The following is a 21,134-nucleotide window of genomic DNA, read 5'->3' as shown; positions in this document are numbered from 1 at the left end:
AATTCCCCATATTTTACCAAAATTCCAAAAAATATTTATCCAACTTTTTGTCACTGCATATATACGGTTCGGAAGACTCCTGGCCCAACCTATTCCTTCGGAAAAGCCGGGTAATCTTATTTTGGGAATAGGCGATAACCGTTTTATCCAATGTGCAGACCAAGGTGAGATCCATACATTAGAAAAGAATTGTCAGTGTTATTATATTTTTAAAACAAAAATAAAGGAATAAAGCAAATGCACCGGGAATTCTGCACAGAGCAGCCGGCTATTCAGCAAACCCTTTTCCTAAAAGCACCCCCTATTTTTTGCCAAAATCAGGATAATAAACCTGCTTGTTTTCCAGCGGCTGCATTCCAAAACCAGGGCCGCTCCATTGTAACGAAGGACCGGCCTCCTGTCCTTTGGATGTTTTGCACACGAGACTAAAAGGGTGGTACCCCGCCTTCAGGTTGACTTTGGCTTCCAAACTTTCTCCATGATAATTTTTATCCGCATCAAAAAGCAAAGCCTCATGCAGATGCATCACTACCGAAGCATCGGATCTCAAGCTAAACGTATAGCTTCCTGCTTCTTCCACCTTGAGATAACCTTCATACACCACTGTCCCGCCTTCTGCGATTCCTTCTATATCCCGATAATTCCCATCCCTAATTTCGGTGGGTGCTGTGGTGAGGGTATTGACGTCCGGTACCCATGGCGCGGCAACTTCATATGACCTGAACATCAATCCCTTTTTCATTTCGGCATCCACATGGGCCGCGGGGATGGGTTCATCATCATAAGGCCGCACAGCGCTCTCATTGGGCCGTCTCCACTGAAGCACCGTATTTTTCATTTCCTGTTGCAGGTCAATGAAAAACCGGGTGCTACCGGCAAGGTCATCGGTTTCCTTCGGGTCCTTTTTCGTGTCATAGATCCTGAAATCATCCTGATGGGACTGGATATCATACCGGATGCCCTTAAAACCATGAAGGTACAACACCTGCATTTCCCCTCTTTTTTGCCCTTTGTGAGCGGCATCGAAACTTGGATAATCCGGAGTACTGCCTCCCACCGTGTATTCAATGTATACCTTGCCACCAAACGGATCGGGCGCTCCTGTCAAAAGAGGCATCATGGATACCCCATCGGTATTGGCGGGGGCAGGTAAGCCGGCCACGTCCGCAAAGGTAGCCAACCAGTCATGGAAGGCGGTTGGGGTGTCATTTTCGCTCCCTCCTTCGATCACTCCCGGCCACCTCACAAGTGTGGGCACCCGGATACCTCCTTCCCAAGTATCCCGCTTGGTGCCGTCCATCACCCCGAAACTCTCGAACAAAGTGGGGGCATAATCCCCGTACCCATATGATTCATGATGGGGACCGTTGTCGGAGGTAAAAACGATCATGGTTTCCTCATCTATTTCAAGATCGACAAGCAGTTGTTTCAGATCGGCGATGGTATCATCTATTCTTCTTACCATACTGGCAAATCTCTTATGCACTTCAGGCCAATCTTTGTCGGCATAATCCGGGTGGATGTAACGGTCCACTTTTCCTGTAGCCGTGTTGATGAATTTGCCGGGTTGACCGATCCACTGAACCCCTCCGTTGATCCCGCCCCCCTTGGGATAAGGCGTAGATGCCACCTGAAGCCCGGCATGGGGCGTATCATGAGCAAGAAAAAGAAAAAAAGGTTGTCCAGCCCTTTCTTTGGTATGTTCAATGATATATTGTTTGGCCCTGGCCGTGAAAAGGTCTGTAGTGTAACAGCCTTCAAGCTGTGAAGAAATCTCTTTTTCGCCCTCATACAGCTCCACAGAAGGCCTATCGGGTGCCTGATGGGCCGGATAATGGTTATGCCCGTCTGTATGTCTTACATAACCGAAAAAATAATCAAAACCACGCTTGGTAGGATAAGCCTCCCATGTTGACGGACTATCCCCCTCAAGGCCCTGCAAACCGTATTTACCGATCAGGGCAGTGGCATACCCGGCTTCTCTGAGAACTGAGGGAAGGGTGTGGTTGTCGGGAAGCGCCTTGTCAAACTGGTTGTTTCTCACTTCCGCATGTCCCTGATGCAAGCCCAAGAACAAAGATGCCCGGGATGGCGCGCAAACCGGGGCCGGCACATAATGCCTGGTAAGCACCATGCCTTCTTCAGCCATCCGGTCCAGATTTGGCGTGCTATGGTAAGGTTTTCCCTCTTCCTTTCGCTGGTTTTGAAACAAGACCCCCAGGTCGCCATAACCTAGGTCATCCGTGAGAATAAAAATAATATTGGGTTTTTTCTGGTACGGCGGCGTAGGCGCTGCCATAAGACAGCAGGTAATCCAGCCCCAGCCCAGCGTCATCAAAAACAGTTTCTTTTTCATTTTGACCTTTTATAAATGTAAACCTATTTACCCATCTATATCCTGCATGAAAGCAATACCCATTTTATCTTGATTTCGATTTCCCAGCTCACCGTGCTCCGCTCCAATGATAAAACCCACCCCTCTCAGGAAGAGACCGAAGGAGTGGGTCATTTCAACTCCAACGCCTCCGTGTCCACATACCCCTCCCCTCTTATGCCGACAAACAGGTCCACAAGTTCCCGCAACTTCCCGGGATTTTCCTTAGCCAGGTTTTTTTGTTGTCCGATATCCTGGCTGAGGTCATACAATTGGAAATCCTTATCATTGCCCAGTTCAATGTTGACCTGTTCATTGACCGGAGGCCCTTTGTATGGGGGAATCATGATCCAGTTTTTATGGCGGAGCGCGGTACGGGTAGTCGCTTCCAGCACCAGGTTTTCCCTTCCATGCTCCGTCTTTCCCAGAAAGACATCCAGCAGGTTTTCCCCGTCCTGACTCCTCCGGTCGCTGCCCGACAACGCGGCAAACGCGTTCAACAAATCCAACTGGCTCACCAAGGCATCGGAGGTGCTTGGTTTGATTTTCCCTTGCCAATAAGTGATAAACGGCACTCTGGTGCCGGCTTCAAAAAGGCTGTATTTTCCGCCCCTTAACGGCCCCCTAGGGACATGATTCCCCAGTTTTTCGACTGCATCATCGTAATAACCGTCATTCAATACCGGTCCATTATCACTGCTAAAAACAATCAGGGTGTTCTCCATCAAACCTTCTTCTTCCAGCGTCTGAAGGAATTCACCGATACACCAGTCCGCCTCGAGGATGACATCTCCCCGGGGGCCCATCCCGGACAGCCCCTCAAAACGGGGATGAGGTGTACGGGGAACATGGGGTTGCTGAAGGGCATAATAAAGGAAAAAGGGTTGGTCTTTATGGTTTCTTACATAGCGCTGGGCCTTTTCGAGAAAATTATCGGCCATTTCCTCATCCACCCATTTGGCGGCTTCTCCGCCTTTCATAAAGCCGATACGAGGTATACCGTTCACAATGCTGTTGTTGTGGCCATGATGCCATTTCACCCGCAACAATTCGGGATTATCCCTGCCAGTGGGTTCCCCCTCAAAGTTGTTGTCATAATCCACCTGAATAGGATCATTCGGGTCCAGACCTTCTACCTGCCCATTTTCAATGTATACCGTGGGAACCCTGTCCTGTGTGGCGGCCATGATATAGGCATAGTCAAATCCTACTTCATTGGGTCCTGGGCTTATGCGTTGGTTCCAGTCTACATTCCCCATTCCCAACCCCAGATGCCATTTACCCACTACTCCTGTATGGTATCCCCTCTCCTTCAGCATTTTGGGCAAAGTCAACTGGTCGGTGCTGATCAATAAGGGGGCAGTGCCGGACAGAATTTTGGCTTCGCTGTTCCGCCAGGGATACCTACCTGTCAGGATAGCGTACCGGCTTGGAGTGCATGTCGCCGAAGTGGCATAACCATTGGTAAAACGCACCCCGCCATTGGCCAGCCTGTCCATATTGGGTGTATTGATCTCCGTGGCCCCATAAGCACCCACATCCCCATATCCAAGGTCATCCATGTAAATGATGACGATATTGGGTAGGGCCTCGGAACCATCAGTAGTCGGGTGGGTACAAGCACAAAAAGTCCAAATGCAGATCAAAAAACCGGGTAATTTCCAGATACTGGTTTTCTCCATTTTTTATACAGGTTGATGGGTTAAATTGTTATCAGATGGGTATTAAATAAGACAATCAAGCTAATGCTGGGCTCATATTCCAAATAACTTTCGATTCCGCAAGTAAATCTCCTGAATGGAGCTCCGGTTCGCCGCAGGCTATAAGGATCGGATATACATTACCAGTGATTCCAAGTCCCCATCGGATATGACGCCTAAAAAGGAAGGCATTTCTCCTTCGAAGCCTTTCACCACTTTTTCACCGGGCGCAACAATGGACTCTCTGATATAATCTTCATCGGCTATGGCATTGGACCCATCCTTGAATTGCCTCTCAGAACCAAGCAGGCCCTTCATACCAGGACCTATTTTACCATCACCTTTGCCATCTACAGCATGACAGGCAATACATCCCATTTTAACGAACAGTTCTTCGCCCCTTACCGTGGTGGCGGCCTCCTCTTTTCCATGTAAGGCCATGGCCGGATCATAGTTGGCCACCAGGCTTATCCAATCCACTTCACCAAATCCCTCGGCAAGCAAATCCGGCTGGTCCAGGTCATTGACGGTCAGCCATAATACATCCTTAACATCTTTGCCTTTGGCAGTCTTTAGCCGGTAGGCTAATTCCATCTGCATGACTTTCTCCATTTCAGGGACTGCCAAAAATAAAGCCTTCCTGTCATTGGAAAGATAGGCACCCAGTACCGGTAGGTGTTCCTCGCCCACCGAACCGTCCGGCTTAAAATGTCCTGATCCGTATTTCTCGGTACGTTGGTAGTTCCACCGTTTTACCGCATAATTGCTCACGTCTGTAGCCGTGGATTCATCCAGTTCCGTGCCGAAACGGAGCATGATCCCCCCTTCCCTCGCCTGGAATTTTTCCGGAAACACACTTTCCTTTCCCGTATACCTCAACCTGAGAAAGGCGCTCAAGGTATTGGAATTGTGACCCCAAAGTGAAAAGCCGGTAATATAAAGTTGGCCGTCCAGGGGATTGACCGCTCCTTTCATAGTGGGTGCGGGATAATGGGCATCGATCACGGAAACTGCGCCCTGCAGCCCCCGCGAAGTACTGTCCAGCATCACGCGAAACAGCCCCGGACGCCCATAGGAAAAATGGATAAGTTGATTGTTTAACGGGCCCATCTTATTTCCAGTGAGCCAAACCTGGCTAATGCCGGAACGGTCTTCTGCATGGGGTATCCATACCGTAGTGGGTGTTATGGCCAAATCCTCCACATCCTCACGATGCGCCGTGGCGGGAACACCATAGTAATCCCCCTTCTTTACCAACATGACCGGTGTGGAAGGCATATAGTTGCCTTGTTGATCCGAGGCGGATATGATGCCGGTTTCGGGGTGAATTCCCATATAAGGTCCCCTGAACCCTGAAGCATAAGTCTCAATGGACCGCCCATCTGCCGAAACTTTCAATATAGATCCTGCATGCTGGGATCCGTCCCTAAATCCTGTAATTCTTTTTGGAGAGGATGTTTCCGGCCCCATATCCAGGGCGCCGAACTTGGCTACGTAAAAACTGCCATCCGGTGCAGCCACCATGTCGCTGGCCCATTCGCGGGTTTCTATTGACTGCGCCATCAGATGTGAAAAGTTCTCATAATAATCTGCCTCCCCATCTCCGTTCAGGTCATGGAACTTTACAATGCCTTCTTTCCCAAATACATAAATTTCACCGTCCTTCACCTCAATGCTCTGCGGCTCATACAGTCCGGAGGCATACCGCCTCCATTCCAAACGGCGCAGCTTGTCATCAATGCCATCCACCAGCCATACATCCCCCTCAAAAGTCACCAAGGCCGCCTTGTTGCCGTCAAAAAAGGCGACGTCAACCACCCGCACGTTTCTGGACCAGGGATTGGGCACAGGTAGGGTAAGCATATCTGTTACATAAGCTGCCGTATCCGGCGAAAGCTGCCCTCTGGTCAGTACTTTCTCTGACCAAAGACTTTTGCCTCCCTTTTGAAAATCAGGCATCTCAGGCATCACCCCGGAAGCCATCTTATCCAACAAGTCTTCCCTGCCTTCCGGGGCCTGAAGCAAAATAAGGGTAAACTCCCGGTCCTCATCACCGGGCGCCAGCTGCATGACCAGGTACCGGTCATCAATAACCTGAAGTTCAACGCCCTGTGTATTTCCGGAGAGGACGGCACCGGTATAACGGCCATCCCGGTAAACCAAAGCCTTTTTCCCCTGATTTTCGGCGTTGCTACCTTCCCTGATTTCAGCGGCTACCATGGAAAGCGACTCGCCGGAAGGAGCTATCCTGAAGGTTCTGGTAAAGGCTGTTACCCCGTCTTTTACCAGGCTACCGGGCTTTTCAAAAACATCCGTGCCCTTTACCACATAAGACATCACTGTTTCATTTCCCAGTACATAAATGCCGTTCCACCGGCCGATATCTTCTGGAATAGGGCCCCAGGACGGGCTTTCAGGATCAGGAGCGGGTGGCCTTGGGTCCGAAAAATCGGGGTTTTGTCCGAACCAACCCGGATAAAGTCCAGTGGCCAATTGGGGATCGCCTCCAATTACAGGAATCCGGTTTTTCTTTTCGTAAAAATCGTTGTAAGATATCTGTGCCATGGTAACCATGGGAAGAAAATCCCCGGTCCAGGCCACCGACCAGCGCAGCATGTCGGTATCAAAACAGGCATAGGCATCATTTCCCAAACGAAGAGCAATGCTTCTGGCTGAGATATTGTCATCCGGAAAACCGGCACCCAATGCCCTTGCGTCCATAGAAGTGGTGATATAAGGGAAATCCGGTTCCACAAAATCGGCGAATTCCTCTTCCTCAAAATTTACCGAGGTAATGGTGGGTTCCTCTCTGCAGGCAGAAATGAGCAAAATACAGAGGATGATAAACTGAAGCGGAGTATTGGATAAACGTCTTCTAAAGGGCTTTTTTTGTGCTCTTGAGTAAGCAAGCAACAGATCAATCATTTGTCATTGAAATAAGTAACGTCGCAATTAACATCCAAAAGGATAATTTGCAAAATATAAATGGAACTAAATCAGTACTGCCAATAGGATTTTTTAATAGGGGCATAACCCAAATTTAAGGGATTGTGCTTAAATGATCACACCGTTTGTCCAAAAGATTTTCCCTTAACTTCCTTCCGGTTTCGTACAGGTTTCGGGTTTTCCCCGGATCTTCTGCCAAATGATCCAATTCAGATCCGGCAGCTGTTGGACTCTTTGCAAAGGCCCCTTATTCCCGACTTTCCGGATCCCTTCACACATGCTGTGGGATTCATCGCTTTCCCTTATAAAACAGGCTCTGTCTCAGACGCTCATGAAGATTCCCGACAAATGCAGACAACGATTGTCATCAGCCTAAACCCCATAACGTTTTTTCAGTAAATTCATCATGTATACATTGATTTCCCATTGGTTGGCTACGGGCATTTGGGTATAAGGAACGGTAGGCATATAAGGCAAAGGGCCAAACTCTGTTGTAACGGTTAAAACAGTTCCTTTTTCCCGGTGCCTGTCCACTACCCTGTCCCACCAGCCCAGATGGGCTTCCAGGGCCTCCGACCACTCCGGAGCCCGGGGATCATTGACCTGGGGACCTTCGGCATACCCTACCCTGCTATGGATATGGTCCGTCCTGGAGATGGCCATGGATACCGCTTCTTCCTGGTCAGCAAGCAGCGACTCATGCACGTTGCACCAGTGGGAAATGTCCAGACAGATACGGATATCCGGCAAACTGGAAAAGTAAGTCCTGGCTATGGAAGCGGCAAAAAGGCATTTACCTCTATGGGTTTCATGGATGATGGGAATGCCACTCTCCCCGGACAGTTTTCCTGCCAGCTCAAACAAAGCTTTGTTTTGGTCATAAGAAAAATAATCCTTGCCGGTCTGGCAATTGATCAACACGGGGGCAGCCTCTATCAAATGGCGAAGGTACCTTTCATAATTTTCCGCATGCGTCTTCAAATCACTTTCGAATGATTGAAAATACTGTCCCACCAGTTCCAGTTCATGGGCTTTCAACACCGCCATCATTTCGCGTTTCTCTTTTTCTTCGAAGGGCAAAGCCGTCTCCACACCATGGTAGCCCGCTTCTTTAACATTACGGCAAAAAGTTTCAAATGGAAGGGTATTGCCCCACTGCGGAGCAAAGAATTGAATGGTCATTTTCAATAAGGTTTATAAGAGATAAATGGTTATACCTGGGATTTTTTTACAATCACGCACGGTCTTTTTCAAAAATACGGCAGCACATTGTTTTAACAAACAAAATCTTACATTCCTTTCAACCGGCATCTGAGAAAAAAGGTAAGCGCACAGACACTTACCCTTTTTCAAAATAGTATTAAAAAATCACCAACTTACTCTTGATAGTCTTCTGCTTTCAGTTTTATTTTTTCTAAATATTCTTTGGCTTTATATGACAATTTCTCCCAATCGAAAACCTGCTTTTCTATGGTCAGCTGATATGTTGTTAAATTATTCTTAGAAAAATGAAAGTCACTGTATCCAGGTACATTTGAACTTTTCATGGCTTCATTTCTGAGATTTTCCAAACTGGCCCGCTCACAGCTCATAATCAATAGCAGCACAAAAAAAATATCCGGCAGAAACAGTAGTTTATTCTTCATTTTTCAGAGCATTAATCACAACAACCTGCTTTATTTAACATGACGGAACCCGTTTGGATTTTGTCCTGAAAAACACAAAAAAAATATTTTTTTTCAGAACGCTTTTACCTTCCAAAAAATGGCAGGGAAACGCAATGGATCACCAACCATTTTTGCGACCCACTAATATTCAGCTTTTTATTTTGTAAATTAATATCTGTACCACGCAACCATTAGCGAATAATGGTTGTATGGACTGATGCAATCCCCAGGAACTGTGGAACAAAAACCAACTGCAAAAATATTGGACGGAGCGGCCAAAGAAGACCGGAAATGTCAGGAATCGCTGTATAAAACATATTACAGCTATGGAATGAGCATTTGTCTGCGGTATTCGGCCCACAGGGAAGAGGCACTTGAAATCTTACACGATGGATTCATGAAGTTATTTTCCCATATCCAACAATATGACAGAGAAAGGTCCTTTACCGCTTGGTTCAGAAAAATACTCATCAATGCTGCGCTAAACCATTATAAGAAAAACCTAAAGCATGCAAATCAGGTAGGATTGGAACTGATACCTGAAATGCCAGATCTACAAAAAAACATCATCAGCGAGCTGGAATATACACATATCGTTACGGTTGTACAGTCATTACCCTCCGCGTACCGCACAGTTTTCAACCTTTATGTCATGGAAGGGTATAGTCATGAAGAAATCGCCGACATGTTGGAAATATCCATTGGCACGTCCAAGTCAAATCTTTCCCGGGCCCGGCTGAAATTGAGGAAAATGTTAACACCAAGGGATCATGAAAAAGCATATATCCGACATGAATGATAAGGAATTTGATGATTTCCTGAGGAACCGTCTTTCAGATGTCCCCCACATTGATTATCATGAAGGCGACTGGGAAGCCATGCGCAGGCTTCTGGATAAAGGCGAAACTTCCACTTCAGGGGGGTGGGGCAGTAAGCACATTATCGGATTGGTCCTGGTGCTTATATCCGCGGCATTAATTTGGTATAGCATTGGATACCTTAATTCCACAGACCTGGTAACAGAAAGCAACCCGGAAAAAAGTTTTCCGGGTACAAGTATCCGCAGCGACATGTCCGTCCCGGATAATTTCATCCTGCCTGTTACGGCAATAATACGCAAAAATGAACCCCCAGGCATTCAAAAAAATATACGAGAGGATAAGGCTTACCTGCCTGTTACTCCCGATGACACGGCACAAGGTCACAAAACCTACATAGCCGATAAGAAAATCTATACAGGGGTTTCGGCTCCTTCATTGGATAAAATGATCCAGAAGGTCCATGAACACCAAAATGCAACCATGAAATCTGGCCGGAATTTGGGAACTGAACCCCACGCCGTCAGAATAGAGGCGGTATCCCGTCCCATTCCATCTCAAAAAACAGTATCCTTTGCGCCAACAGGAAGGTTTTCTATGAGTTTGATGGTAGCCCCCGACATCAGTGCAATCAAGTTGAACCGAATGCAAAATCCCGGGAGAAGCATCGCCTTCAACCTGGAATATTTCTTCCATCCAAGGTGGAGCCTGAACTCAGGACTTATTCATGCCTATAAGACCTATGAAGGAGGGGAAGGTTACCGGAAAAATTATCAACCTTCCCCTGTGGGACTTAAAGGCGACTGTTGGATCATAGACGTGCCGGCCAATGTCCGCTTTTATGCTCTGGACAGGCCAAAACAAAGGTTTTTCCTCAGTACGGGCGTGTCATCATATTTTATGCTTCGGGAGAAGTATGACTTATTTTACAGCTCTTATGGCGGTAATAATTATACCGAAAAAGTGGACACCAAAGCTGGAGGCAACCACTATTTCAATATCATCAACCTCGGTATGGGTTATGAAAGAAGATTGGGAAACAGACTTGCTTTCCAGGCCGAACCTTACTTTAAACTTCCCATACAGGGAATCGGACAAGGTGACCTGTCCCTCAAAAGTTTTGGTGTTTTCCTTGGATTGAAATATTACAGATGATGAAAAATTCAGATATCCTATAATGACATAATGTGACAGTTTTACATGAGGAATGAATCGAAAAGTATATAAACCTTTTAAATCAAATAGACTATGGAAAAGTTAAAGGCAATCCGGATGCTATCAATAGTATTGGCCCTGTCCGTATTTATGGTCTCCTGTGGGGATGACGATCAGGAGCCGACACCTGAAATAGTGCAAAAAGTTTACACGATGAACTCCGTATCAGATCCAGCGATAAGTGGAACCATTACTTTCACCAAGCAGGATGAAAGTACCACTATGGTGAAAATTGAACTGACGGGAACAGAAGCAGGCAATTCACATCCAGCCCATATACATGCCAACTCCGCCAGCCAGGGCGGTCCGATTGTAATTGGGCTGGAATCTGTAGATGGAGGTACCGGTGTCAGTGAAACCGCTGTATCCGAGTTGAATAATGGTACCCCCATTACTTACGAACAATTGTTGAACTTCGACGGTCATGCCAATGTCCACCTGAGCACTTCAGCCATGGCCACGCTGGTTGCACAGGGGAATGTTGGCAGTAACAGCGGAGGAGAGAATAATGGGGATGATGATGATGACGATCCAGGTAACGGTGGGAATGGTTACTGAGGGGGAGAGTGGATGGGAACATGTGCTGTAAGGATGGCCTTGCTGTCTCTGCAGTGCATTCCCATCCTATGTTAATTAACGTTTCCCATCAGCCTATACTCGACAAACAATAAAAACCACTACTTAATTTTACATTTTATCAAAACCTAAACCCTTGAACCCATGAAAATTACTGAAAAAATCATCATGTTGGGTCTTGTTTTTTTCCTGATCCATTGTTCCAGCGATAATGAAGAGGACCTGCTGCCTAACAACAATGACCGTTGTAAGGAAAATACAGCCACTTTGTCAGAAAACATCATACCCATCATCAATCAAAACTGCGCTATATCCGGATGCCATGTATCCGGGACTGGAAGGGTTGATCTTTCTGTCAAAGAAAATATTATTCAAAATGCCACCCAAATCCGGACTTTCACCCAAAGCGGTTTTATGCCACCGTCCGATTCAGGACGAACCCTTACTGCAGCACAAAAAGAAAACATATATTGCTGGGTGGAAAACGGAGCTCAGGATAATTAATGGAGATGAAAATTTTGAAATATATATTGATCCTCTCACTTTGGTTTTCAGGTTATCTCTCCTATGCCCAAAAATACAAATCGGTATCAGGGGAGGCCGGTTTTTTTAGCAGCGCCCCTCTGGAAGACATCAAGGCTCAGAATAAAACAGCCACGGGACTGTTTGATTCGGAAACAGGTTCAGTAGCGTTTGTTGTGCCCATTAAAGGCTTCCGGTTTCGGAAATCACTGATGCAGGAACATTTCAACGAAAATTTCATGGAATCGGATAAATATCCCCAGGGGACCTTTGAAGGAAAAATATCCGGTTATGATCTCAATACTTCCGGTGAGCAAGATGCTGTGGCCGAGGGCAAAATGACCATCCACGGAGTAACCCAAAATGTACGGATTCCCGGAAAATTCCGGAATGAGAACAACCGGATCACCATGGAGGCAGTTTTTCCGGTGAAACTGGAAGATTATGATATCAGTATTCCCAGGGTGTTGTTTATGAATATCGCGGAAGAAGTAGATGTAACCGTTCGGTTTATTTTTGAAAAAGCAGGATAATGAATATAAAAAACCTATCTGCAACCCTATTGTTTTTCGTAGTGGTCGCAGAATCATTTTCACAGGACAACTTATTGGAGCAGCTTAAAGAAGAAACCGTGGTGGAAACGGAAAAGACGGCCTCTACCTTCAAAGGGACCAGACTCGTTAATGGACATTCCGTGGAGACCCGAAAAACCGGTGTGTTGGATTTCATGATTTCCCACCGCTTTGGAAGGATCAATACCGGGTCCTATGAGTTTTTCGGTTTAGACCAGGCCAATATACGACTGGGATTGGAGTATGCACTCTCCGACAGGCTTACGCTTGGCGCAGGGAGAAATTCTTTCAACAAACGGTATGATGCTTTTGTCAAGTACCGCTTGCTTTGGCAGGACAGCGGGAATTCAGGCACACCAATATCCCTCACATGGTTAAGCAATACCGCGATCAACACCACCCGGAGACCTGACCTGCCTATGAATACCCAAAGAAGGCTTGGCTATGCCCATCAAATGCTTATCGCCAGAAAATTCAGCCCTGACCTTTCCCTGCAACTCATGCCGACTTATGTTCATAGAAATATGGTCGAAACCCCGGATGAAATCAATGCCATGATCGCCTTGGGCATGGGCGGAAGGTACAAGCTAAGCAACAGGGTAAGTTTGAACCTCGAATATTACTACCGCTTCCAGGAAGGCAATTTGCCTTCCTACAACGCGATGGCGATAGGACTGGACATAGAAACCGGGGGGCATGTTTTCCAGCTCCATCTGACGAATGCCCGGGAAATGACCGAAGTAGGCTTCATTCCTGCCACCTCAGGTGATCCTTTCAGCGGAGACATTCATTTTGGATTCAATATATCCCGTACCTTTCATCTTAAAAACCAACCCAACGGCAAAGAGTGGTGATCGGGGCAAGACTCCCCTACTTCAACATAGGTTTAGCCCTTTTGCATAACTGCAGACATAGCCCCCACGGGTCTCTGAGCATGATCAAGCGGGAACCATCCTCCAGGGTGTCGTCGCTGATCAGCTCAGCCCCCTTTCCTACCAGCCTTTCCTTATCCGCATCCGGGTCTTCTGACACCAAGGCCAAATGAAGCATCAAGGGATCCAGTTGCTGAAAATCAAGTACAGATGCTTTTGGGTTATGATAGAGCTCAACCATAATCTTGCCACTATCATCAGCCAAAAAAGTCATATAAGGTGATTTATCCATTTTTCTGACCACTTTAAAACCGAGGTTTTTCTCATACCAGTCAGATATGGCCTGGGGATGGGACACATTTAAGGCAAAATGCTCAATCTTCATAGCGCTGCGGTTTTTCTTTATTCTTGGTTTAAATTTACAAAAACAACATAAAAAACCCCTCCGGGAACCGTAAATTCCAAAGGAGGGGAAAAATTAAAATGATTAAGCCCTGTTTGGACTGGGTTTTAAATCCGTGAGGTCAGCGATTTTGACCGGGCCTTTGCTTTTAATGCTGTTTCTCGCGGCCACACCTATCAACACAGACATGACGCCATCCCTGATACCGGCGGAATGCTTGTAAGGATCCGCTGCCTCGGGATTTTTGAAAATCTTGTCATGCAATCTTTTGTCACCACCGCCATGGCCTCCCCTTTCGCTGACCACTGAGATGATTTGCGGTTTCTCCCAGTTCTTATGCAGTACCAAAGGCTCCTGATTTACATCATCTCCCAGGTTCTGGTTCATCTCCGCGGCATGCAATGCTTCCTGATCCAGGCTGTCCTTGCTCATAAACGGAATGTCCAGCCAGGCATCCAACCTTCCTTTTTGTCCGTTGAATGCAATTTTCCAGCCTTCATAGGGACTGTAGGTCGTCAGAGAATAGTTGACTACCGCTTTGTTGGCATATTTGATCTGCGCGGACATCTTATCGTATATATCAATTTCATGCCGGTATACGCAGCCGTCCCTGAGGTAACCATCGTGCTCTTCGTTTTCAGCATAGAGCTTCATGTCATGGGAACTTTTGGTAATGTCCCAATAATACTGGCAATCTGATTTGTGGGGACAGGACCTACAGCTTTTCCCCCGGAAAGGGCCATTGCTACCATAATGCTCCAAGGCGCCATAGGCAAATACCTCCTCCGGATCCGAATCCAACCACCAATTGAGCAGGTCGAAGTGATGCGTGGCTTTGTGAACCCAAAGAGTTCCGCCGTTTTCAGCCACACCATGCCACCTTCTGAAATAAGAAGCGCCGTGGTGGATATTAAGGTACCAATGGAAATCCACAGAGGTAATTTCGCCGATTTCGTTGTTTTGAAGCAATTCCTTGATTTTGGTGATATAGGGACTCCACCGGTAATTGAAGCCCACAATCAGGTTTTTGTCGGATTTCCGCTCTGCATCAAGAATTTGCTGACACTTGTTTTCGTCCGTGGTCAAAGGCTTTTCAGTAAGCACATCGCAGCCGGCTTCAAGCCCCTTGATGATAAACTCATGGTGGGTGGAATCCTTGGTAGTGACAATCACCAAATCAGGTTTGGTCTTTGCCAGCATCTCATCAAAATTGACAAATGTAGGACAGTCCACCTTCATGTATTCTTTTCCGTATGCCAGTCTTCCCGGATTAATGTCACTTAACCCTACAAATTCGAGAATGTCAGAATATTGCTCCACCAGCCTCCTTCCCCAGAAGGAGATCCCCCTGACACCGGTTCCTACTAAGACTACCCTTAGCTTCCGTTTCATCCCGAACCCCGCCAGAGGCGTTGCCAAAGCGGACCCCGCCGCCAGCATGCTGACCGAATAAAGGAATGATCTTCTAGAAAACTTATTTTCCATAATCCATAAATTTGTTAATCTTTGAATTCATTGTTTGACTGATTGCAACCGTCATACTGCCTGCGCAATCGATTGCATAATAGGCAGAAATTTTGGAGTTGTCAAATATTGGAATAACTATTTCATCCGATTGGAAATCCGCTGTATAAAGGTGATTTTTAAAATAAAAAGTGTATTAAACATGCTAAAAACTACAATTTATTTCAAAAATTTCATCCGTAAGGTTGCTTTTCGAAATAAATTCCAATCGCAAAAACACCCTATAGTACCCTAATTTATAATCAATTTACATAAGCAACATCTTTTCTCGGGTTTCGAATTGTCTTTTGGATTGAATAGGTTAAATTGTCAATCGACAAAAAACCAGATCCTGTAATGCCTTTTAAGCCTTGCAGTTGCTTTTTTGATCTTTTTTGGATAAACCATTAATGCAACACAAAATGACAGAAAAAATCAAATGGGGCGTATTGGGTGCCGCGAAAATTGCTCTTGAAAAAGTAATTCCGGCCATGCAGAACAGCCCGATCCATGAAGTTTACGGACTTGCTTCCAGAGACTTGGACAAGGCCAAAATCTCCGCGCAAGAACTCGGCATCCCAAAGGCATACGGGTCTTATGAGGACCTGATCAATGATCCGGAGATCGATGTCATCTACAATCCACTGCCCAACGACCTGCATGTGCCGTATACCCTAAAGTGTATAGAAGCGGGAAAACATGTGCTTTGCGAAAAACCATTGGCAATGAACCCCGAGGAAATTGATGGGCTCATCGAAGCCAGGGACAAACATAAAGTAAAGGTGGGTGAAGCTTTTATGGTAGCCTCCAATCCCCAGTGGATAAAAGCAAGAGAAATCGTCCAAAGCGGCCAACTTGGAAAAATAAAAGCCGTACACGGATTTTTCAGCTACTATAATGTGCAAAAAGACAATATCCGCAACATTCCCGAAAGCGGCGGAGGCGGCATCTGGGATATTGGCTGCTACCCGGTATTCACCTCACGTTTTGTGCTGGGAAAAGATCCCGGAAGGGTGGTTTCCATGCTGGAATTTGATCCCAACTTCCGCACTGACAGGCTGGGTTCCGTACTGCTTCATTATCCGGATGACATCCATATGACTTTTACGGTTAGCACCCAGCTGGTCCCTTACCAACGGATGCTCTTCTATGGAGAAAAGAAACTTCTCGAGGTAATGATTCCTTTCAATGCCCCACCTGACCAGGCCAATGAAATCAGGATTCATGACGGCAATTTCCTCAATCCGCAGCCTGAGATCATCAGGCTCCCCGTAAGCAACCAATACACCATGCAGGCCGATGCCTTTACCCAAGCCATCCTGGACGATTCTGAAGTCCCCGTCACATTGGAAAATGCCCGGGTCAACGCCGAAGTCCTTCATGCCATCTTTGAATCAGACAAACTGGAGAAATGGATTGATGTAAAATAAAACAATGTTGTCCGATGGTGCTGGGTTGTCAGGGTATTCCCCATAGCCGGGACAAATCAAACCTTAGTCGCCTCATTTTCTTGGAGGGGTTTAAGCCCCTCCGGGAATTTTCAGAATGATATACCACCCGGTTTAAAATCCTACTATCGGCATATTATGCACTGATATTCAGTCAAATACTAGACAGAACAACAACCTCGCTATACCCAAAAAAATTAATCAACCTGGGTTTCCCCATGCACCACCCTGCCCTCCACCATGGTGAGCTGTACTTGGATATCGCGGTCAAAAACAACGATATCCGCATCCTTGCCAGGTACAAGGCTCCCTTTGCTGCCGGCCACTTTCATAATCCGGGCGGGCGTGGTGCTCATCATACGGATGGCATGGAGCAAGGATACATCAGCCATTTTCACCATATTTCGTACCAGCCTGTCGGTAGTGGCCACACTGCCGGCAAAAGAACTCCTGTCGGGCAATTTTGCCACATCATCTTCTATCAAAACTTTCAGGCCATTGTCTTTATGTCCCAAAATACTCTCCCCTCCCCGCATTCCGGCAGCCCGCATCGCATCCGTGATCAGGGCAACCTTGTCAGGCCCCTTTACCTTATAGATCAACTTCAAAAAAGGCGCCGGCAAGTGAACCCCATCCGCAATGACTTCCACGTCCAATTCATCCAAAAGCAGGGAACTCTCGATCACCCCGGCATGACGGAAAGCATTTTTTCGGGTGACCCCTGACATTCCGGAGTACAGATGGGTAGACAGGGAATAGCCATTTTCCACCGCAGCCACCACTTCCTCATAGACGGCATCTGTATGGGCAATGGCCGCCAAAACCTCTTCCTCTACAAGCCTTCTGCCGAATTCCAACGCCCCCCGCCGTTCAGGGGCCGCACTCCAACGCGCGATCAGATGGGCATGCTTCAGGATATCCTCATATTCCTCCGGATCCGGATCCCGGATGTAGCGCGGATCCTGGGCTCCCCTTTGGTTCATCGCAAAATAGGGTCCCTCCAGATGCAGCCCCAGAAAAGCCGCACCCTTTGTGTTTTCGGCAAGGGCGGTCTCGTATACTTTTAAAAGGTCAAGCAACTGTTCTTTTTCACTGGTTAAGGAAGTAGGCACCATGGCCGTAGTCCCATGCCGGGCATGCATTTTGGCGATTTCCAAAAAGCCTTCCACCTCCCCGTCCATAAAATCATGGCCTCCCCCGCCATGCACGTGGATATCGATAAAACCCGGCGAAACGTATTGTTCCTGTGCGTCTATCACGGCAACACCCTTGATCATCCGGTTGTCTCTGTGTATGGCATTGATTTTCCCGTCTTTGACCAGCAGGCTGGCCTTCGGAATGATTTCAAAGGGGGTGATGATATCGCCGTTGATGATCTGTATCATTTTCAAGTCTTTTAGTAAATTCATCGAAAGTTAATCCCTTCTCCGTTTATAAAGGAAGTAAAATCCTAAAAAGCTCCCTAAAAGGAGGCCAACACCCGCCCATAGCTCGCCCAACAGTAATTTTCCCGTCCCAAACAAAAAACAATATACCGATATAACCCCAAGACCGAAAGCCATCAATGCCTGTTGAAAATCAAAATCAACCTCTTCATATAGGGAAGCCTCCTCCTCAGTCAGTTGCCTTTTGATCTTTTTCCACCCCTTTCCCGGTGCTTTTGTCCTTATCAGGAATTTTTTAAGTACCTCAAGGTCGGTGGAACGCGTTAAAAAAGCCATACACATCCAGCTTGCTGTGGTAATTCCGATTCCTATGATGAGTTCCTGCCAATGGGCCATCGGCGTGAAGTACTTAGCATGAAAAAACCCAAAATATAATGCGATCATAAAGGACACGGCCATGGCCACCATTTCACTCCAGGCATTGATCCGCCACCAATACCACCTCAGGATATAGATCAGTCCTGTTCCTGCCCCAATCTGCAACAGGATCCCAAATGCCTGCAGGGCATTCTCCAACTTGAGCGCCATCCAACCCCCAATCACCATGATGGCTACCGTGGCTATCCTTCCCACTTCCACGAGGTGCTTTTGGGTGCTCTTTGGCCGGATGAACCTGTGGTAAAAATCATGCACCACGTAAGAAGCTCCCAGGTTAAGCATGGTAGAAAGGGTGGACATATACGCTGCCACCAAAGAAGTGACCACCAGCCCCATGATCCCAACGGGCATGAATGAAAGCATGGCCGAATAAGCCAGGTCATCCTGAACAATGGCCTCCCCTGTCCCAGGAAATGCCTTTCCCAATGCTTCCAGATCAGGAAATACGATAATGGAACAAAGGGCCACTATGATCCAAGGCCATGGGCGGATGGCATAATGGACCACCGTAAACAGCATTACCGACCAAAGGGCATTTTTTTCATCCTTGGCGGCCAACATCCTCTGTACAATAAATCCCCCACCACCAGGTTCAGAACCCGGATACCATACCGACCACCACTGTACAAAAAGCGGTATCAGAAAAATGGATAGAAAAAGCTCAGGGTGGCCCATATCTGGGATAAAAGTAATCTTTGGAACTACCGCTTCATGTCGGATAAGGTTTCCTAAACCACCTATTTTCTCATGATTGACAGCCACCCAAGCGGCAGCGATGGAACCACCCAAAGAAAGGAAGAACTGGATAAAGTCTGTAAACACAACCCCCCGTAGCCCCCCTAACGAACTGTATAACACTGTAACCAATCCGGCTATCAATAATGTGCTGATGGGACTGATCCCGAGCAATACTCCGCCGATTTTGATGGCAGCCAGCGATACCCCGGCTATGATCACCACATTGAAAAAAAGCCCTAAGTAAACAGCCCTGAACCCCCGAAGGAAAGAAGCCGCCTTCCCGCTATAGCGGAGTTCATAGAATTCTATATCTGTCATTACTCCGGACCGCTTCCATAGGCGGGCAAAGAAAAACACCGTCAGCATCCCTGTAAGCAAAAAACTCCACCATATCCAGTTGCCGGATATCCCATTTTTCCGCACAATATCGGTGACAAGGTTGGGCGTGTCGGTAGAAAAAGTGGTGGCCACCATTGAGGTACCGAGAACCCACCAGGGAAGGTTGCCTCCGGCTTTGAAAAATTCCTGTACGTTTTTGGAAGATTTGCGGGAACTAAAGATCCCGATGCCCAAGGAGACAACAAAAAAAGCCCCCAAAATCAACCAATCTATTCCTTTGAGTAGCATATAACCCGATTTGCCCAACTAAATATGCGTAAAAAATTCAATTTATTGATTATAAAGTAAATAAATGAACCTGTAGGGGACCTATGAAAACCAATGGACTCACAATCTTCTATAAAACAATTTGTTACATTTTGATGTTACTTTAACAAAAGTATATATATTTGTAACAACTTTTTAACACCCAAGCGATATGGAACAAGATCAAATAATAGGAAAAAACCTCCAGGTGCTGCGTCAAAAGATGGCCTTGACCCAAGAACAAGTAGCGGATTATCTTCAAATCAATAGAGAGGAGGTGAGCTATTATGAAAATGGAAAGCGCTCCATGCCCTCTTCTCTATTATCTAAGATAGCTAACCTCTTTGGCGTAGATGAATATGATTTGTTTGAGGAAGATATGGGTATGGCAAGGGTAAACCTTGCCCTTGCCTTTCGGGCTGACACATTGGATCCCGAAGATCTGGAACAGATAGCAGGATTCAAAAAAATCGTGATGAATTATCTCAGGATGAAAACCGTCATTGAAAATGAATCCGCGAATACTTGAAAAATATGCAGCTCAGTTTCGCTCAGAACATGGGTACAGCAATCAGGAAAGTATCCATCTGAAAAGTCTGCTCCACAAACTCAGCGTACTGGCGGTTTTCAGACCTTTGGCCATGGGTATTTCCGGTATGGCCATCAAAGTGGGAACAAATAATCGGTTCATGTTGATCAATACCGCCAGAACTTTAGGGCATCAGCATTTTACCATATGCCATGAATTATACCACCTTTATATCCAGAAAAATTTTGATTATCATGTTTGTCAAGTAGGCTATTTTGACAAAAAGGCCAAAGAAGAATATAATGCCGATTCTTTTGCAGCAAAATTACTAATGCCTGAAGAGGGGGTCATTACTTTGATCCCGGATGCTGAATTGGCCAAAGGTAAAATCAGCTTGGCTACTATTTTAAGAATAGAACAATACTTTTCCTGTTCCAGAAAAGCCTTGCTTCACCGCCTGGCCGAACTGAATCTTATTAAAAGAAACCATCTCGATGAATTAGCCACCGATGTAAGGAAAAGTGCCATGGCCCATGGCTATTCCATTAAACTTTATAAAAAGGATAATCAAAAAGAAGTGATCGGGGATTATGGGGACTTAGCCAGAAAACTTTTTGAGCAAAACAAAATCTCCGAATCTCATTATTATTCACTACTTGAAGATTTGGGGGTAGATTTTTCAACATTGCAAAACAAAGGGGATGAAGAGTGACCAGGTTATTTTAATCGATGCTGATGTGGTTTCTTATAACCAATTGACCTAACTCTCTACCTTAAAACTTT

18 protein-coding genes are annotated in these 21,134 nt (G+C 46.4%); 9 read left to right on the top strand and 9 right to left on the bottom strand.

What is annotated here, in order from left to right:
* Positions 1-301 precede the first annotated feature (301 nt).
* The 5 genes from ACFPFU_RS08685 to ACFPFU_RS08665 all read right to left on the bottom strand — a co-directional run bounded on the left by ACFPFU_RS08685 (position 302) and on the right by ACFPFU_RS08665 (position 8,666).
* A complete protein-coding gene (locus ACFPFU_RS08685; protein WP_377063536.1) occupies positions 302-2,356 on the bottom strand; it encodes a sulfatase-like hydrolase/transferase in 2,055 nt (684 codons plus the stop codon).
* A gap of 149 nt (positions 2,357-2,505) precedes the next feature.
* Positions 2,506-4,056, bottom strand: coding sequence for a sulfatase family protein (locus ACFPFU_RS08680; RefSeq protein ID WP_377063534.1), 1,551 nt, complete (start codon positions 4,054-4,056; stop codon positions 2,506-2,508).
* Between the two features lie 138 nt (positions 4,057-4,194).
* Positions 4,195-6,999, bottom strand: a complete 2,805-nt coding sequence (locus tag ACFPFU_RS08675) for a DUF6797 domain-containing protein (RefSeq protein WP_377063532.1) — start codon at positions 6,997-6,999, stop codon at positions 4,195-4,197.
* Between the two features lie 393 nt (positions 7,000-7,392).
* A complete protein-coding gene (locus ACFPFU_RS08670; RefSeq protein ID WP_377063531.1) occupies positions 7,393-8,202 on the bottom strand; it encodes a sugar phosphate isomerase/epimerase family protein in 810 nt (269 codons plus the stop codon).
* A gap of 194 nt (positions 8,203-8,396) precedes the next feature.
* Positions 8,397-8,666: a hypothetical protein gene (locus tag ACFPFU_RS08665; RefSeq protein ID WP_377063529.1), complete on the bottom strand. Its 270-nt coding sequence runs from the start codon at positions 8,664-8,666 to the stop codon at positions 8,397-8,399.
* 256 nt (positions 8,667-8,922) lie between these two features.
* Here ACFPFU_RS08665 and ACFPFU_RS08660 point away from each other — a divergent pair, with 256 nt between their 5' ends.
* The 6 genes from ACFPFU_RS08660 (at position 8,923) to ACFPFU_RS08635 (ending at position 13,244) form a co-directional block, all read left to right on the top strand.
* Positions 8,923-9,486, top strand: a complete 564-nt coding sequence (locus ACFPFU_RS08660) for an RNA polymerase sigma factor (protein WP_377063528.1) — start codon at positions 8,923-8,925, stop codon at positions 9,484-9,486.
* The gene (locus ACFPFU_RS08655; RefSeq protein ID WP_377063526.1) at positions 9,458-10,660 is read left to right on the top strand and encodes a porin family protein; all 1,203 of its coding nucleotides are present in this window, start codon (positions 9,458-9,460) and stop codon (positions 10,658-10,660) included. Before ACFPFU_RS08660 ends, ACFPFU_RS08655 begins: the two co-directional genes overlap by 29 nt.
* Before the next feature lie 93 nt (positions 10,661-10,753).
* Positions 10,754-11,278: a CHRD domain-containing protein gene (locus ACFPFU_RS08650; RefSeq protein WP_377063524.1), complete on the top strand. Its 525-nt coding sequence runs from the start codon at positions 10,754-10,756 to the stop codon at positions 11,276-11,278.
* Positions 11,279-11,440: 162 nt separating this feature from the next.
* Entirely contained in the window at positions 11,441-11,800 is a 360-nt protein-coding gene (locus tag ACFPFU_RS08645) for a 2-polyprenyl-6-methoxyphenol hydroxylase (protein ID WP_377063522.1), read from the top strand.
* Positions 11,801-11,805: 5 nt separating this feature from the next.
* A complete protein-coding gene (locus tag ACFPFU_RS08640) occupies positions 11,806-12,351 on the top strand; it encodes a YceI family protein (RefSeq protein WP_377063520.1) in 546 nt (181 codons plus the stop codon).
* Positions 12,351-13,244, top strand: coding sequence for a DUF5777 family beta-barrel protein (locus tag ACFPFU_RS08635; protein WP_377063518.1), 894 nt, complete (start codon positions 12,351-12,353; stop codon positions 13,242-13,244). Before ACFPFU_RS08640 ends, ACFPFU_RS08635 begins: the two co-directional genes overlap by 1 nt.
* A 16-nt stretch (positions 13,245-13,260) precedes the next feature.
* Here the strand turns inward: ACFPFU_RS08635 and ACFPFU_RS08630 are convergent, their stop codons facing one another.
* The gene (locus tag ACFPFU_RS08630) at positions 13,261-13,647 is read right to left on the bottom strand and encodes a VOC family protein (RefSeq protein WP_377063516.1); all 387 of its coding nucleotides are present in this window, start codon (positions 13,645-13,647) and stop codon (positions 13,261-13,263) included.
* A 102-nt stretch (positions 13,648-13,749) separates the two neighbouring features.
* A complete protein-coding gene (locus ACFPFU_RS08625; protein ID WP_377063514.1) occupies positions 13,750-15,150 on the bottom strand; it encodes a Gfo/Idh/MocA family protein in 1,401 nt (466 codons plus the stop codon).
* A gap of 440 nt (positions 15,151-15,590) precedes the next feature.
* Here ACFPFU_RS08625 and ACFPFU_RS08620 point away from each other — a divergent pair, with 440 nt between their 5' ends.
* Positions 15,591-16,598, top strand: coding sequence for a Gfo/Idh/MocA family protein (locus ACFPFU_RS08620; RefSeq protein ID WP_377063512.1), 1,008 nt, complete (start codon positions 15,591-15,593; stop codon positions 16,596-16,598).
* A 215-nt stretch (positions 16,599-16,813) separates the two neighbouring features.
* On the opposite strand, the gene nagA is transcribed toward ACFPFU_RS08620, so the two are convergent.
* Positions 16,814-18,025, bottom strand: coding sequence for an N-acetylglucosamine-6-phosphate deacetylase (nagA, locus tag ACFPFU_RS08615; RefSeq protein WP_377063510.1), 1,212 nt, complete (start codon positions 18,023-18,025; stop codon positions 16,814-16,816).
* A gap of 6 nt (positions 18,026-18,031) precedes the next feature.
* Positions 18,032-19,804, bottom strand: coding sequence for a sodium:solute symporter family protein (locus tag ACFPFU_RS08610; RefSeq protein WP_377063508.1), 1,773 nt, complete (start codon positions 19,802-19,804; stop codon positions 18,032-18,034).
* Positions 19,805-19,994: 190 nt separating this feature from the next.
* Here ACFPFU_RS08610 and ACFPFU_RS08605 point away from each other — a divergent pair, with 190 nt between their 5' ends.
* On the top strand, positions 19,995-20,351 hold the full coding sequence (locus ACFPFU_RS08605; protein ID WP_377063506.1) for a helix-turn-helix transcriptional regulator: 357 nt from the start codon (positions 19,995-19,997) through the stop codon (positions 20,349-20,351).
* Complete coding sequence (locus ACFPFU_RS08600) at positions 20,332-21,063, top strand: ImmA/IrrE family metallo-endopeptidase (RefSeq protein ID WP_377063504.1); 732 nt, start codon at positions 20,332-20,334, stop codon at positions 21,061-21,063. Before ACFPFU_RS08605 ends, ACFPFU_RS08600 begins: the two co-directional genes overlap by 20 nt.
* Positions 21,064-21,134: the final 71 nt, after the last annotated feature.

This window comes from Negadavirga shengliensis (genome assembly GCF_042652345.1).
In the GTDB taxonomy this organism is placed as follows: Bacteria; Bacteroidota; Bacteroidia; order Cytophagales; family Cyclobacteriaceae; genus Negadavirga; species Negadavirga shengliensis.
This window is presented reverse-complemented; position numbering and strand designations above follow the sequence as displayed.

Coding starts and splice junctions, on each gene's coding strand:
- ACFPFU_RS08685 (WP_377063536.1), bottom strand. CDS start 2,356: ATGAAAAAGAAACTGTTTTTGATGACGCTGGGCTGGGGCTGGATTACC.
- ACFPFU_RS08680 (WP_377063534.1), bottom strand. CDS start 4,056: ATGGAGAAAACCAGTATCTGGAAATTACCCGGTTTTTTGATCTGCATT.
- ACFPFU_RS08675 (WP_377063532.1), bottom strand. CDS start 6,999: ATGATTGATCTGTTGCTTGCTTACTCAAGAGCACAAAAAAAGCCCTTT.
- ACFPFU_RS08670 (WP_377063531.1), bottom strand. CDS start 8,202: ATGACCATTCAATTCTTTGCTCCGCAGTGGGGCAATACCCTTCCATTT.
- ACFPFU_RS08665 (WP_377063529.1), bottom strand. CDS start 8,666: ATGAAGAATAAACTACTGTTTCTGCCGGATATTTTTTTTGTGCTGCTA.
- ACFPFU_RS08655 (WP_377063526.1), top strand. CDS start 9,458: ATGAAAAAGCATATATCCGACATGAATGATAAGGAATTTGATGATTTC.
- ACFPFU_RS08650 (WP_377063524.1), top strand. CDS start 10,754: ATGGAAAAGTTAAAGGCAATCCGGATGCTATCAATAGTATTGGCCCTG.
- ACFPFU_RS08645 (WP_377063522.1), top strand. CDS start 11,441: ATGAAAATTACTGAAAAAATCATCATGTTGGGTCTTGTTTTTTTCCTG.
- ACFPFU_RS08640 (WP_377063520.1), top strand. CDS start 11,806: ATGAAAATTTTGAAATATATATTGATCCTCTCACTTTGGTTTTCAGGT.
- ACFPFU_RS08635 (WP_377063518.1), top strand. CDS start 12,351: ATGAATATAAAAAACCTATCTGCAACCCTATTGTTTTTCGTAGTGGTC.
- ACFPFU_RS08630 (WP_377063516.1), bottom strand. CDS start 13,647: ATGAAGATTGAGCATTTTGCCTTAAATGTGTCCCATCCCCAGGCCATA.
- ACFPFU_RS08625 (WP_377063514.1), bottom strand. CDS start 15,150: ATGGAAAATAAGTTTTCTAGAAGATCATTCCTTTATTCGGTCAGCATG.
- ACFPFU_RS08620 (WP_377063512.1), top strand. CDS start 15,591: ATGACAGAAAAAATCAAATGGGGCGTATTGGGTGCCGCGAAAATTGCT.
- nagA (WP_377063510.1), bottom strand. CDS start 18,025: ATGAATTTACTAAAAGACTTGAAAATGATACAGATCATCAACGGCGAT.
- ACFPFU_RS08610 (WP_377063508.1), bottom strand. CDS start 19,804: ATGCTACTCAAAGGAATAGATTGGTTGATTTTGGGGGCTTTTTTTGTT.
- ACFPFU_RS08605 (WP_377063506.1), top strand. CDS start 19,995: ATGGAACAAGATCAAATAATAGGAAAAAACCTCCAGGTGCTGCGTCAA.
- ACFPFU_RS08600 (WP_377063504.1), top strand. CDS start 20,332: ATGAATCCGCGAATACTTGAAAAATATGCAGCTCAGTTTCGCTCAGAA.